The organism is Alcanivorax sediminis, from assembly GCF_009601165.1.
GTDB lineage: Bacteria > Pseudomonadota > Gammaproteobacteria > Pseudomonadales > Alcanivoracaceae > Alcanivorax > Alcanivorax sediminis.
In genome coordinates, this window is record NZ_WIRE01000001.1 from 1,422,060 (window position 1) to 1,435,758 (window position 13,699).

General features: G+C 58.4%; 13 protein-coding genes. 3 read left to right on the forward strand and 10 right to left on the reverse strand.

The window, feature by feature from the left end:
• Positions 1-141 precede the first annotated feature (141 nt).
• From GFN93_RS06405 to ettA, 8 genes are all read right to left on the reverse strand, one after another.
• A complete protein-coding gene (locus GFN93_RS06405; protein ID WP_153499867.1) occupies positions 142-1,254 on the reverse strand; it encodes a PepSY-associated TM helix domain-containing protein in 1,113 nt (370 codons plus the stop codon).
• A gap of 64 nt (positions 1,255-1,318) precedes the next feature.
• Positions 1,319-3,421 carry a TonB-dependent receptor gene (locus GFN93_RS06410; protein ID WP_328594335.1) on the reverse strand — a complete coding sequence of 701 codons (2,103 nt, stop codon included), beginning with the start codon at positions 3,419-3,421 and terminating at the stop codon, positions 1,319-1,321.
• Between the two features lie 88 nt (positions 3,422-3,509).
• Positions 3,510-5,654, reverse strand: a complete 2,145-nt coding sequence (lpdA, locus tag GFN93_RS06415; protein WP_153499869.1) for a dihydrolipoyl dehydrogenase — start codon at positions 5,652-5,654, stop codon at positions 3,510-3,512.
• Positions 5,655-5,849: 195 nt separating this feature from the next.
• Positions 5,850-6,890 (reverse strand): methyltransferase domain-containing protein, encoded by a 1,041-nt coding sequence (locus tag GFN93_RS06420; protein WP_153499870.1) that lies wholly within the window; start codon positions 6,888-6,890, stop codon positions 5,850-5,852.
• A gap of 145 nt (positions 6,891-7,035) precedes the next feature.
• A complete protein-coding gene (locus GFN93_RS06425) occupies positions 7,036-7,266 on the reverse strand; it encodes an anti-sigma factor family protein (RefSeq protein ID WP_328594336.1) in 231 nt (76 codons plus the stop codon).
• Complete coding sequence (locus GFN93_RS06430; protein WP_153499872.1) at positions 7,260-7,862, reverse strand: RNA polymerase sigma factor; 603 nt, start codon at positions 7,860-7,862, stop codon at positions 7,260-7,262. Before GFN93_RS06430 ends, GFN93_RS06425 begins: the two co-directional genes overlap by 7 nt.
• 4 nt (positions 7,863-7,866) lie before the next feature.
• A complete protein-coding gene (locus tag GFN93_RS06435; protein WP_153499874.1) occupies positions 7,867-8,226 on the reverse strand; it encodes a PilZ domain-containing protein in 360 nt (119 codons plus the stop codon).
• Positions 8,227-8,302: 76 nt separating this feature from the next.
• Positions 8,303-9,970: an energy-dependent translational throttle protein EttA gene (gene ettA / locus GFN93_RS06440; RefSeq protein ID WP_153499875.1), complete on the reverse strand. Its 1,668-nt coding sequence runs from the start codon at positions 9,968-9,970 to the stop codon at positions 8,303-8,305.
• A 276-nt stretch (positions 9,971-10,246) separates the two neighbouring features.
• Between ettA and glyA the strand changes: the two genes are divergently transcribed.
• From glyA to nrdR, 3 genes are read left to right on the forward strand one after another with little or no spacing between them, the layout of a single operon-like run.
• Complete coding sequence (gene glyA, locus GFN93_RS06445) at positions 10,247-11,503, forward strand: serine hydroxymethyltransferase (RefSeq protein WP_153499877.1); 1,257 nt, start codon at positions 10,247-10,249, stop codon at positions 11,501-11,503.
• 42 nt (positions 11,504-11,545) lie between these two features.
• Positions 11,546-11,902, forward strand: coding sequence for a four helix bundle protein (locus tag GFN93_RS06450; RefSeq protein WP_153499879.1), 357 nt, complete (start codon positions 11,546-11,548; stop codon positions 11,900-11,902).
• A gap of 56 nt (positions 11,903-11,958) precedes the next feature.
• Positions 11,959-12,438 carry a transcriptional regulator NrdR gene (gene nrdR / locus GFN93_RS06455; protein ID WP_153499881.1) on the forward strand — a complete coding sequence of 160 codons (480 nt, stop codon included), beginning with the start codon at positions 11,959-11,961 and terminating at the stop codon, positions 12,436-12,438.
• 91 nt (positions 12,439-12,529) lie between these two features.
• Here the strand turns inward: nrdR and GFN93_RS06460 are convergent, their stop codons facing one another.
• Positions 12,530-13,477 (reverse strand): sodium-dependent bicarbonate transport family permease, encoded by a 948-nt coding sequence (locus GFN93_RS06460; protein ID WP_153499883.1) that lies wholly within the window; start codon positions 13,475-13,477, stop codon positions 12,530-12,532.
• Entirely contained in the window at positions 13,467-13,673 is a 207-nt protein-coding gene (locus GFN93_RS06465) for a hypothetical protein (RefSeq protein ID WP_153499885.1), read from the reverse strand. The genes GFN93_RS06460 and GFN93_RS06465 overlap by 11 nt, the downstream gene beginning before the upstream one ends.
• Positions 13,674-13,699 lie beyond the last annotated feature (26 nt).

The following is a 13,699-nucleotide window of genomic DNA, read 5'->3' on the forward strand; positions in this document are numbered from 1 at the left end:
AAATTTTCCGGTTGTGATCACGTGATGGTACGGGGTTGCTGCGGGCTCTGTCCTGTACCCAATGCTGACGTCGGTGGCGGATTTTGTCAGCGTATCACGGAGGAGGTTGTCCAGCTTTGTCAATGCTGGGCGTCGGGCGGATCAGGTGCGAGGCTTGCGACGTTGTATCGCCTTGCGCTTCAGCTGGCGCTTGGTCCACCAGAGGTAGCTGCCAGTAATAAAAAACAGCAGTGGTGCAAAGCCACTGAACAGGACAATCAGTCTTCCGGGCAGGCCCAGTGCGTCCCCGTTGTGGAGAGGGAATTGCCAGGTCATGAACTGATTACCTTCAGGGAGCTGGCTGATCTGCCAGAGCGCCAATGTTTCGCCGCTGTATTGATCCAGCCAAAGATTGTTGGCGCCATAATCCTGCCAGGCATCTTCCGGCAAGGAGAAGGCTGCGCGGTAAGTGTCGGTGGGGGCTTTGGGCAGGTACAGACGCTGGATCGTCGCTTCAGGAAAGCGGGATTGCGCCAGTGCGAAAGCCTCGTCGGCGGTCAGTGGAGCGCTGTCAGTGGGGTTTGAGAAGGGCGAGGGGCGCTCTTGCATGGTCAGGGCGCTGCCGACGAGGACGCTGACCTGTTTTCCAAACACCAGGCTGACTCCGGAGAATGCAATCACTATCAAGACCGGCAAAAGATAAATGCCGGTGACCTGATGAAGATCAAAGTGCAGGCGGTAGCGACCCGCTCCTCGCTTGATAGTCAGGTTACGCTGCCATTTTCCTTTTCGTTTGCCGGTGGGCCACCACAGCACCAGCCCGGTCAGGCAGAAGCCCAGCAGACACAAGCCAAGGATGCCGACCACGATCTTGCCATTACTGCCCGCCAGCAACGTGTAGTGAAGTCGGTAGACCCATGTCATTGGGTAGAGGCCCCAGTCGCGCACCGCGAGGACGTTGCCTGAATAGGGCGACACGCTGACCTGCAATGGCCCGGGGGCATCTGCATCATTGGCAAAACGCAGAGTGTGGGGGCTGCCTGGTTGGCGTGACAGATCGATGCGTTGGGCGGTTTTACCGGTGGCGGCCTCAGCGTTGGAGATAACGGTGCTGAGTGGCGCCAGGTTTTCTCCATGCGTGATCAAGCCGGGAGTGAGCTGCTCATCCAGGGTGTCATGGAACACCAGCAGGCTGCCGGTGAGGCCACTGATGACAAGCAACAGCCCCAGCGTCAGGCCGGTGTACTTGTGCAGAAAAAACAGCAGAGTACGCATGATTCAGGTTTCGTCAGAGAAAAGACGGGGCAGCCAAAGCTGCCCGTCAAATCATCGTTCTGGCTCAGAAGTCCAGGTTGTAGCCCAGGGTGAAGGTGCGGCCACGGCCCTTGAAATTGCGCTCATCGAGAGTGGTGGCGGTCTGTGCGTAGTAGGTGAAGTAGTCCTCGTTAAAGAGGTTCTCCACGCCAGCGGTCAGCTCGCCTTTGGGCAGGTCATAGCCCAGGCTCAGGTCTACCAGTTGGTAGGCTACGAAGTCGTTGGTGTCGCCTTCAAAATCCTTGTTGAAATAGTGGGTACCCTGCAGCTGGGTGTTCAGCTTGCTGGTCCACTGTGCCAGCCAGCGCAGCCGGAAGCTGTCAGGGGCAATGTTGTTGCCATCCAGGCGGGTGTCTACCTTGTTGTCTTCGTCGCTGTCGTACTTGCCGCTGGTGTGTGCATAGCTGGCGTTCAGGTCGTGGGCGCTGCTGATCTGCCAGCCGGCTTCGGCTTCGATGCCCTGGATCTCGGTGCGCTCACGTTTCACCTCGAAGATGCCGCCGTTGTTCTCGAGGCGCTGGCCGAGATCGGAATCGGAGCTGAAGTGGCTGATCTGGAAATGGCTGCGCTCTCCATTGATGCGGATACCGATCTCGGTGTTGTCAGTGAGGATCGGTTGCAGGTCAAGGAAGTCCTCCACGTTCTGGTTGGGCACATTGATGCCGCGAAGAACCCGGCCCACATCCGGCATGCCGAACCCCTCGGAGTAATTGGCAAACAGCTGAGTGTTCTCGGTGGCCTGGAATACCAGGCCGTAGTTGAACAGGGTTTCCTCAAAGTCCGGGTTGCCGCCTTTCACCTGCTGGCTGCCGTAGGAAGCCAGGGTGGTGAAGTCGTCCACGTTTAGTTCGGCGTATTCGTAGCGAACACCGGCTTGCAGGATCAGCTGGTCGATGGGGGAGGCTTCCGCTTGCAGGAACGGGGCGAGATTGCGGAACCGGGTTTTAGGTACCCATTCACGGCCAGTCTGGGCGAGGACCTGGGTGGTTTCGTCCTGCAGCACATCCAGGCCGGTGGTCAGCTTGAGGCGGTTGTCCAGCAGACCATCGCGGGTCAGGGTCAGCTTGCTGCCAATCTTGTCGGATTCGTTCTGGGACTGGTCATAGAGGTCCGGGCCATAGGCCGGATCCTGAAAGGTTCCGAAGATGCCGCCGCCATAGCGGCCCTTGAAGGTCTGGCTGTAGAGCTGGGCAGTGAAGTGATTGCCGCCCAGATTGCTGTGGGTGTAGGTCAGCCCGGCGGTGGTCACTTTGTTCATGGGGGCGTCGCCATCCGGGTCGCCCTCCTCTGCGGTGGTGGGAATGCCATTGGCCCAGTCGCCATTCACGGCCACGTAGTCATGGTTACCTTCCAGCCGGAAGTGATTCACGGACAGTTCGATGTTCTGCTCGTCAGAGAGCCAGTACCCCAGCTTGAAGAACACATCACCGCTCTGTGAGTCCATGATGTCACCCTGGGTGCCATCCACGCCGATGTAGTCGCCTTGGGCATCGTAGAACATGCCACGCTCCACATAACTGGCGCCGAACAGGTAATCCAGATTGCCGGCGATGCCATCCACCCGATAGTCCACCTTGTAGCTCAGGCTGTCGGATTTGATGTCATTGGTTGGCGCGGTGGCTTGTACACCCAGGTGCTGGTTCACGGTGCCGGCTTCAGGGCGGCGGGTGACGAAGTTGATGATGCCGCCGGTGGCGCCCAGACCATGCTCGGCGCTGGCGCCGTGGATTACTTCGATCCGCTCGACCATGGACAGGTCGATGGTGTAGCCATCACGGGAGCCATCACGAAGCGGGTTTGATTGTGGGATGCCATCGATCAGGAAAAGCGGGGCTCGGCCACGGAACGTTTCACCAGCATTCGTCAGCTTCTGGCGGCTGGGCGTGTAGGACGGAATCAGGTTGCTCAGCACTTGAGATTGATCCGAGGTCATGCGCAGCTGTTGTTCAATCTCCTGCTTGCTGATCACCGTGATCTTTTGCGGTGTCTTGCCTACCTCACTGTTGGAGCGAGTCGCGGACACGGTCACCGCTTCCAGTTCATGGTTCTCCGCTTCAGCGAAGACGATCGGTGAGAGAGCAAGGGTCAGCAGGGATACAGGCAAGCCAAGATGGCGAAAGCGGTGCACGGCAATTCTCCCGGGATGTGAGTATGGGATGTATTCGGCCGTGCACGGTATTCTTAATGAGAATGATTGTCAATATGACTGAGGTTCGTCACCTGCGCCAGGCATGCAGTTTTTCCACCCAGCGCAGCAGTCCTTCGGGTTTGCGGGCTTTTTTCCACTCGCCGGCGGCGAATTTGTTGGCTTCCGCCATGGTGGGGTAGATGTGGATGGTGCCAAGGATCTTGTTCAACCCCAGGCCATGCTTCATCGCCAGTACATACTCGGCGATCAGGTCACCGGCATGCTGGCCAACGATGGTGACACCGAGAATCTTGTCGCTGCCCTTGGCGGTGATGACTTTCACGAAGCCCTCAGCGGCGCTGTCGGCGATGGCGCGGTCGAGATCATCAATGCCGTAGCGGGTGACCTCGTGCTCTATGCCCTGCTCGATGGCCTCCAGTTCGTTCAGGCCGACTCGAGCCACTTCCGGGTCGGTAAACGTGCACCAGGGGATTACCCGGTAATCCACTTTGAATGATTTCAGGAACCCGAACAGGGCATTCACGGCAGCATACCAGGCCTGGTGGGAGGCGGTATGAGTGAACTGGTAGGGGCCGGCCACGTCGCCACAGGCATAGATATTCGGGTAACGGCTTTGCAGCAGATCGTTGGTCTGGATGGTGCCGTTGGCTGCGGTAGGCAGGTTGAGTGCTTCGAGTCCCAGTCCGTCGGTATTGGCCTTGCGCCCCACGGCGACCAGTACCTGATCGAAGGGCAGGGTAATCTCCTTGCCATCATGCTCGGCGTACAGCACTTTCTCGCCATTTTCCCGGGCGAAGCGTATTGCCTTGTGGTTTGTCAGTACCTGCACGCCGCTTTCCTGCAGCGAGCGGGTGACAATCTCGCTGGCTTCTTCATCTTCACGGATCATGATGCGTGGCAGCATCTCTACCTGAGTCACCTGGCTGCCGAGTCGGGCAAAGGTCTGGGCCAGTTCGCAGCCGATGGGGCCCCCGCCCAGAACCAGCAGTCGTTTGGGTAGCTCTTCCTGCTCCCAAAGGTTGTCGGAGGTGAGGATGTCCATCTCTTCGATGCCGGAGATGGGGGGTACAAAAGGGCGGGCGCCGGAAGCAATGATGATGCTGCGGGTGGTGAGCGTTTCTACCTTGTCACCATTGCGGATTTCCACTGCCCACGGCGAGACGATGGTCGCCTCACCCTGACGGCAGTCCACCCCCAGGCCTGTATAGCGTTCCACCGAGTCATGGGGTTCGATGTCAGCAATGACTTGCTGGACCCGAGACATTAATTTTGTGAAACGAAAATCCGTTTTAATGCTGTCGAACCCGTACTTTTCTGCCTGCTTCTCCTGGTAGGCCAGATGGGCACTTTTGATCAGCGCCTTGGACGGAACACAGCCGGTATTGAGGCAGTCACCGCCCATCTTGTGTTTTTCGATCAGGGTGACCTTGGCTTTCACTGTGGCGGCGATGTAAGCGCTGACCAGACCGGCGGCGCCGGCGCCAATCACCACCAGGTTGCGGTCGAAGTGCTTCGGTTTTTTCCAGCCCTTATAGACTTTTCGGGCCTGCAAACGGTTCATGATGCCTTTGGCGATCCAGGGGAAAAAGCCGAGCAAAACAAAGGCGCCGAGCAGTTGTGGGGAGAGCAGGCCACCAAGGGATTCAATCTGTCCCAGCTGGGTGCCGGCATTCACATACACGGCGGTGCCGGCCAGCATGCCGATCTGGCTGACCCAGTAGAAGGTACGGGTCTTGAGGGGAGTCAGGCCCATCACCAGGTTGATAACGAAGAAGGGGAAGGCCGGGACCAGTCGCAGGGTGAACAGGTAAAATGCACCTTCCTTTTCAATGCCCTGATTGATTTTTTTCAGGCGCTCACCGAAGCGCTCCTGAACGGTATCATGGAATAGAAACCGGGAAGCGAGAAAGGCCAGGGTGGCGCCGATGCTAGAGGCGAAGGAGACCAGTACCAGGGCAATCCAGAAGCCAAACAGGGCGCCGGCAGCGAGCGTCATGATGGCGGCACCGGGCAGGCTCAATGCCGTCACGGCGATATAGAGGATGAAGAAAGCGCCCAGCACGATGGCCGGCTTGTCAGCATACAGACCATCAAAAGCACTCTGCTGCTCTTTGAGATAAGCGAGGCTGAAGAACTGACCCAGATCGAAAATGAAGTAGCTGGCTATGAGCGCGGCGATGATGATAAACAACAGCGCTTTCTTGATGTTCATTAGGCTTCCTTGGTCCGTGTAACAGTGCCAGAGGGTTTTGGTCGGAGCTCATGCTCGCCGGACGTTTGAGTGGCGAGGTACGAGTTGCGAGTTACGAAGATCAAAAGCGTGGCCCGCTTCAGGGGTTTGCCTTTCGAAACTCGTTACTCGCTTCTCGCAACAGTGATTATCGCCTGCAGGCAGGCTCCTGCGGCTTCAGCAGCAGCTGGCCGCGCCGCTTTGCTCGTTGTCTTCAAATGGCACATTCAAGCCACAACCTTCGAAGATGCCGTAGTGCATATCAAAGCTGCCGATGAAATCAAAATGCTCGGCAAAACGACTTTTCTCCAGCATCAACCAGGTGTTGCCGCAAACAGGGAATACCTTGCCGGTTTCGATAATGTGGTGATCATCGAGCTTGAAGGCATGCGGGCAGTTTTTCAGGGTGCCCTTGTAGATCACTGCCTGGCCATAGTCCTCACAGGCGGGCTCCAGATGTTCAATGTTGAACAGTCGGTAGGTGGCGGAGTAGAAGCGGATGTTGCCGAGCTTCTTTTCAATGACCGGATTTTCAATGGTCAGCCGGCGTGATTCCACCAGGCGCGGATCGGCAAAACCGCTGCGTTTGCCCAGGTTGATAAAGTCATTCCAGTACAGGGCACCTGACAAACACTCTCCGTAAAGTACCGGGTCGTTGACGAGGGGGGCGGGCACTCGACGATCTGCATAGACATCGGAAAAATAGAATTCGCCACCGGGCTTGAGCAGCCGCTTCACATCCTTGAGTACCTTCGCTTTATCGGTGCTCAGGTTGATGACGCAGTTGGAAATGATGATGTCAAAGTAACCGTCCTGAAGGTCCAGGCTGTCCAGCTCCTCGATATAGCCTTTCAGGAAGCGCACATTACTGCGGGCATGGCCGAATTGCTGGCGGTGGAATTCCTGGTGGCGTCGCGCGACGTCCAGCTGCTCGTCGGTCATGTCCACGCCGACCACTTCGCCCTGCTCGCCGACCAGGGCGGATAACAGATAAACATCGCGACCGGAGCCGCTGCCCAGATCGAGAATGCGCATGCCTTCCAGTTGTTCTGGTGCCACCAGTCCGCAACCGTAATAGCGGGTGATGACTTCATCATGGAGTTGGGCAAGGAGCGGTTTCAGGTATTCCGGCGGTGCCTGATCACAGCAGGCATTGGTCTGCAGGTCGTTACTGGATTGCAGCTGTTTGCCGTAGTAGTCCTGAACGTCTTCGCGCATCTGGCGTCTCCGGAATTGGGTGGTGGTGTCTGTGTAAACTGGACTTGAGCCCGGTTAGTTATGTGAGCGCGGCTGCCGGCTTACATGGATGAGAAAAGTTGCACAGGCTGTCAGTAGCGGTCAGCAAATGTGAAGGGCGCGTGATTCAGGGCTTCCTGTCCAGGTCATTCAGGACCTTGTCCACGTGATCATCACTGACAGGGCTCGGCTCAGCGATACGCAAGGAAGAGACCAACGCACGTAACTGGCGCACATAGCGTCGGCAGTGATGGCACATCAAAAGGTGAACGCGCAGGGCGGTGCGCTCACGCCAGCTCAGCGGCGTGCCATCCACAAGGGCATCAGCCTTTTCGGTCACGTCTTTGCATTTCAGCACTCGCCAGTCTCCTGAAAATGATCCACCAGCTCGAATAACCGCGCTCGGGCCCGGTGTAACAGCACTCGAACATTGGATGCACTGATGTCGAGCATGTTACAGATGGCGTCGAAGTCCATGCCTTGCATGTCGCGCAGCTCCAGCACCAGACGTTGGTTCTCGGGCATGTTGTCCAGGCATTTGGCCATGCAGTGACGGAGTTCATCCCGGGTCAACAGGGCATCCGGTCCACCCAGATCCCATTGCCGGGGGGCATGCTCCCAGTGGCCGCCTTCGCGAAAGCGATGGGCCAGCGCATCGTTTTCATCGGTGGGGTCAAACTGGATTTCCCGCCCCTGCTTGCGGAGCATCATGCGCGCCTGATTGATGACAATGCGGGTTAGCCAGGTGCGCAGCTGGCTGCGCCCCTCAAACTTGCCGATGGCTCGATGGGCCGAGATCCAGGCGTCCTGAACCGCTTCTTCGGCATCAGCGGGGGAGAGCAGGGAGCGGGCGGTGGCCAGCAGGTAGCCATGATGGTGTTTGACCAGTTGGCCAAAGGCGGCTCGGTCACCCTGCTTCAGTCGTGCAATAAAATCCGGTCCATCCAGCTGCAAGATATCAGTGCTCCGGGCTTAACAAACTGGCCGGGTTGTCATCTCCTTCGTCACCCTCATTCAGCATGACCAGGCGACGCAGGTGCTGCATGTCGTCAACGGATGGCTTCTCGAACATGATGCCAATATCCAGGCCCTCCTGACGCTTCACGCGACCAGGCAATGTCAGGGCGATATCGGTATCGTCGAGGACGATGTTGAGTGAGACGGGAGAGGCATCGGGCAGGGCCAGCGGCGTTTCGCTGTGTACCCGGGCGCCAAGAACAGACAGATCCTGCAGTTCCACGCTGAAACTGTCCTGCTGGAAAATCAGGGTCGCCTCACCGTCAAATTCGATGCGGTTGACCCGGCGCCGTTCGCTCATGGGCGTTTCCTTCTGCTGCCAACGGATGCTGGCTCGCAGTCTGCCCCGGCACGGCTGCCGGGGCGGCCGCAACGGGTCAGACGTCGATCCGTTTGTACTTCATGCGCTTGGGCTGAAGGGCCTCGTCGCCCAGCTGCTTGCGCTTGTACTCCTCATACTCGGTATAGGAGCCTTCGAACCACTCTACTTTAGCATCTCCTTCAAAAGAAAGAATATGCGTAGCCACACGATCAAGGAACCAGCGATCGTGAGAAATCACGATGGCACAGCCCGGGAAGGCCAGTAGCGCTTCTTCCAGCGCTCGCAGGGTTTCCACGTCCAGATCGTTGGTGGGCTCATCGAGGAGCAGTACGTTGGCGCCCTGCTTGAGCAGTTTGGCCAGATGCAGACGGTTGCGCTCACCCCCGGACAGCTCGCCGACCCGCTTCTGCTGGTCGCCGCCCTTGAAGTTGAACCGGCCCAGGTAGGCTCGGCTGGGGACTTCGTAGTTGCCGATGCGCAGGATGTCGTTGCCTTCGGACACTTCTTCCCACACGGTCTTCTTGCCATCCAGGTCTTCGCGGCTCTGGTCCACGTAGGCCATGTGCACGGTCTCACCGGTGGTGATCTCACCCTTGTCCGGCGTTTCCTGCCCGGCCAGCATGCGGAACAAGGTCGTCTTACCCGCACCGTTGGGGCCGATGATGCCGACGATGGCACCGCGCGGTACGGTGAAGCTCAGGTCTTCGTAGAGCAGCTTGTGGTCAAATTCCTTGGCCACGCCATTCAGCTCGAACACCTGCTCACCCAGACGCTCACCCGGTGGGATGTACAGTTCCTGGGTTTCGTTGCGCTTTTGGAACTCCTGGCTGGCCAGTTCCTCGAACGCGGCCACACGGGCCTTGTTCTTGGCGCGACGGCCTTTCGGGTTCTGACGCACCCACTCCAGTTCCTTTTCCACCGTCTTGCGGTGGGCGGATTCGCTCTTGGCTTCCTGCTCCAGGCGCTGCTCTTTCTGCTCCAGCCAGGAGGAATAGTTGCCTTTCCACGGAATGCCTTCGCCGCGGTCCAGTTCCAGAATCCACTCACAGGAGTTGTCGAGGAAGTAACGGTCGTGGGTCACCGCCACCACGGTGCCGGGGAATTCGTGCAGGAATCGCTCCAGCCAGGCCACGGATTCCGCATCCAGGTGGTTGGTGGGTTCGTCCAGCAGCAGCATGTCCGGCGCGCTCATGATCAGACGGCACAGGGCCACCCGGCGGCGCTCACCCCCGGAGAGGTGTTTGACGCTGGCTTCCCAGGGCGGCAGACGCAGGGCGTCGGCGGCGATTTCCAGCTTGCGCTCCAGGTTATGGGCGTCGCTGGTTTCAATGATGGCTTCCAGCTTGGCCTGTTCGGCGGCCAGCTTGTCGAAGTCGGCGTTTTCGTCCGCGTAGGCGGCGTACACCTCGTCCAGTCGCTTCTGGGCATCCAGAATCTCGGACAGGGCCTCTTCCACGATTTCGCGGACATTCTTCTCCGGGTCCAGCTCCGGCTCCTGGGGCAGGTAGCCGATCTTGATGCCAGCCTGGGGCCGCGCCTCACCAAGGAAATCCTTGTCTACCCCGGCCATGATTTTGAGCAGGGTGGATTTACCGGAACCATTCAGACCCAGTACGCCGATCTTGGCGCCAGGAAAGAAGGACAGGGAAATGTCTTTCAGGATGTGCTTTTTGGGCGGGACAACCTTGCCCACCCGGTCCATGGTGAAGATGTACTGGCTCATAAACTCCGACCGCAGTGTCGTTGAATGTGCGAGGTAGGCACTCTTCGTGATCAATGCACGAAAATGAATAGCCCGGGCCCCGGCGGAATGGCGCCTAAGCTAACGGAAAGCGCCTTCAAGTGAAAGGCCGCAGGCCCCGTTCGTAGCGGATTTGGCCCGGTTTCAGGGTATGAGACGACTGGCTGGTTCCCTTGAGGCGTCTTCATGTGTCTTTGCCGGCAGTTTTGGTTAGAATACGCGCCCTCGAATCCACCAAATATTGCGCAGGGTTAGCCCATGTTCCCGAAATCCATGTCCATTGCCGAGTTCGATCCGGAAATCCAGGCGGCCATCGAGGCCGAGGAAGTGCGTCAGGAAGAGCACATCGAACTGATCGCTTCTGAAAACTATGCCTCCCCGCGGGTCATGGAAGCCCAGGGCTCCGTGCTGACCAACAAGTACGCAGAAGGTTACCCCGGCAAGCGCTACTACGGTGGTTGTGAAAACGTGGACGTGGTGGAGCAACTGGCCATCGACCGTGCCTGCCAGCTGTTCGGCGCCGACTGGGCCAACGTGCAGCCGCACTCCGGTTCCCAGGCCAACGCGGCTGTTTACATGGCCATGCTGCAAGCTGGCGACACCGTACTGGGCATGAGCCTGGACGCAGGTGGTCACCTGACCCACGGTGCCAAGCCGAACTTCTCCGGCAAGACCTACAACGCCGTTCAGTACGGTCTGGACAATGAGACTGGCCTGATCGACTACGAGCAGGTGGAAAGCCTGGCTCGTGAGCACAAGCCGAAAATGATCGTGGCGGGTTTCTCTGCCTACTCCCAGGTTGTGGACTGGCAGCGTTTCCGTGATATTGCCGACGAAGTGGGCGCGATCCTGCTGGTAGACATGGCCCACGTGGCAGGTCTGGTTGCGGCTGGTGTATATCCGAGCCCGGTAGGCATTGCCGACATCACCACCACCACTACTCACAAGACCCTGGGTGGTCCCCGTGGTGGCTTGATCATGGGTAAGGCCAACGAAGAGATTCAGAAGAAGATCAACTCTGCGGTGTTCCCCGGTGGCCAGGGTGGTCCGCTGGAGCACGTGATTGCCGCCAAGGCGATTTGCTTCAAGGAAGCCATGCAGCCTGACTTCAAAGGCTACCAGCAGCAGGTAGTGAAGAACGCCCAGGCCATGGCCAGCGTGTTCATCGAGCGCGGTTTTGACGTGGTATCCAACGGCACCGAGAACCACCTGTTCCTGCTCAGCCTGATCAAGCAGGACATCACCGGTAAAGATGCTGACGCTGCCCTGGGCCGTGCCTTCATCACCGTGAACAAGAACGCCGTTCCCAACGACCCGCGTTCCCCGTTCGTGACCTCCGGTCTGCGCATCGGTTCTCCGTCCATCACCCGTCGTGGCTTCGTTGAAGCCGACGCCAAGGAACTGGCCGGCTGGATCTGCGACATCCTCGACAACATGGGCGATGAGTCCGTGATCGAAACCGTGAAAGGCAAGGTGAAGGAAATCTGTGCTCGCCTGCCGGTGTATGAGAGATAAATTAATAGTTAATAATGAATAACTAATAACTGGAGGCCAAGGATGGCTGAAGGTAATGCAGCGCGGGAGAAATCCCGCGCTTTTGCTTTGCGGGTGGTGAATAGCTACCGCTTTCTGCAAGGTGAAAGAAAAGAATATGTGCTTAGCAAGCAGTTGCTGCGGAGTGGTACAGCAATTGGCGCGATGGTTCGTGAAGCGGAATATGCGGAAAGTCGTGCTGATTTCGTGCACAAGCTGCATATCGCATTAAAGGAAGCCAGTGAGACTGATTACTGGATAGACTTGTTGTGCGATTCTGGTTATTTCAACCCTGAAGCGGGTGCTTCATTGCAGGCGGATGCCGAAGAGCTGATCAAGCTGTTGACCGCCATTATCAAAACCACCAAGACTCGCAGTTAATGGTTTTTAGCTATTAACTATTAATTATTAATTATTAACTATTAATTGAGGTTCCCATGTATTGCCCGTTTTGCTCGGCCCAGGACACCAAGGTGATCGACTCCCGTCTGGTTGCCGATGGCGGGCAGGTGCGTCGGCGTCGGGAGTGCTTGAGCTGTAACGAGCGTTTCACCACCTTCGAAACCGCTGAGCTGGTGATGCCGCGGTTGGTGAAATCCGACGGTACACGTCAGCCGTTTGATGAGGCCAAACTGCGGGCGGGCATGCTGCGGGCGCTGGAGAAGCGCCCGGTGAGCATGGAAGACCTGGAAGCCGCCATCAGCCGGGTTTGTCATCGCTTGCGTGCCACTGGTGAGCGTGAACTGCCGGCCCGTGAGCTGGGGGAGTTCGTCATGGAAGAGCTGCAGCAACTGGATGACGTGGCCTATGTGCGCTTCGCGTCCGTGTACCGTAGTTTCCAGGATATCTCTGAGTTCTCGGCCGAGGTGGATCGTCTGCGTAGCAAGGGCAGCAAGGACGACGATCAGGAAAAGTAAGCCTCTCCCTTTTTTCCCCCATTTCCCGCCCTCACGGTTGTGTGCCGGTAAGGGCGGAGGCTGGGCCTGCCGATATAGCAGCCGGGCCGGGTCAGGGCATTATCCCGCCACCGTGAAGCCACTGGGCAAGAAGCAGGTAGAGCGGGATGCCGGCCAGCACATTAAACGGAAAGGTAATGCCAAGGGATGAAGCCATGGACAGTGTGGCGTTCGCCTGGGGCAGAGCCACGCGCATGGCGGCCGGAACAGCAATGTAGGAAGCGCTGGCTCCCAAAACGGCGAGCAGCGTAATGCCTCCCACTGACAGACCGAGTCCGTGCCCAAGCAGGGCGCCCAGTCCCCCAGCCACCAGAGGCATGAACACCCCAAATGCGGCCAGGAAGGGGCCGTCCTGTTTCAGGGCGCCAAGCTGTTCGGTAGTGATCAATCCCATCTTCAACAAGAACAGCGCCAGAACGCCTTGAAACAGCTCCATGAAAAAGGGCGAAACCTTGGTGAGACTGTCCCCCGAAAAAGCCCCGATCAAAAGACCGCCTACCATGAGCACGATGCCGGGGCTAAGCAGGGTTTCATGGGCCAGCTCCCGGTTGGCAAGGCCTGCGGACAGGCCCTTGGCGAGCACAAGCCCGACAATGATGGCCGGGATTTCCAGCAGGACCACAAACAAGGGGAAATAGGCTTCATAGCTCACTGACGCGGCATCCAGTACGGCAACGGCCACCGCATAGGTCGCCACGCTGACACTGCCGTAGTGAGCGGCGATGGCGGCGGCGTTGATCTTGTCCATGCCGCCAATCTGTCGCAGTAGCGGGAAGGCCAGCAGCGGCAGCGACGCGCCAAAGGCCACCACCAGCAGGGACTGCCACAGGATGCGCGCGCTGGCATGTTCGGCCAGCGCGGCGCCCCCTTTGAGACCGATGGCCAGCAACAGGAACAGGGTCAGACTCTGGTAGAGGCCATTGGGGAAGGGGAGGCGAACGTTCAAAATCCCGGCCGCCAGGCCCAGAACAAAAAACAGGACGACCGCATCAAGCTGCATAGTTGTCTCCGTTTTTCGTGGTGTCGGCGTTCACCTCCGGCTTGCGACCGGCCAGCCAGGCCAGGGGGAGAAGCGCTGCACCGATGACGGCCAGCGGCGCTCCGGCATGGCCCTTCAACGTGAGTGTTGCCGAAAGAGCCAGGAGCAGGACCGCGACAAGAGTGATAAACAGGCGTTGGCGGGTGATCAGTGACATGGGGGCCTCCAGTGATAAGCGGCGGC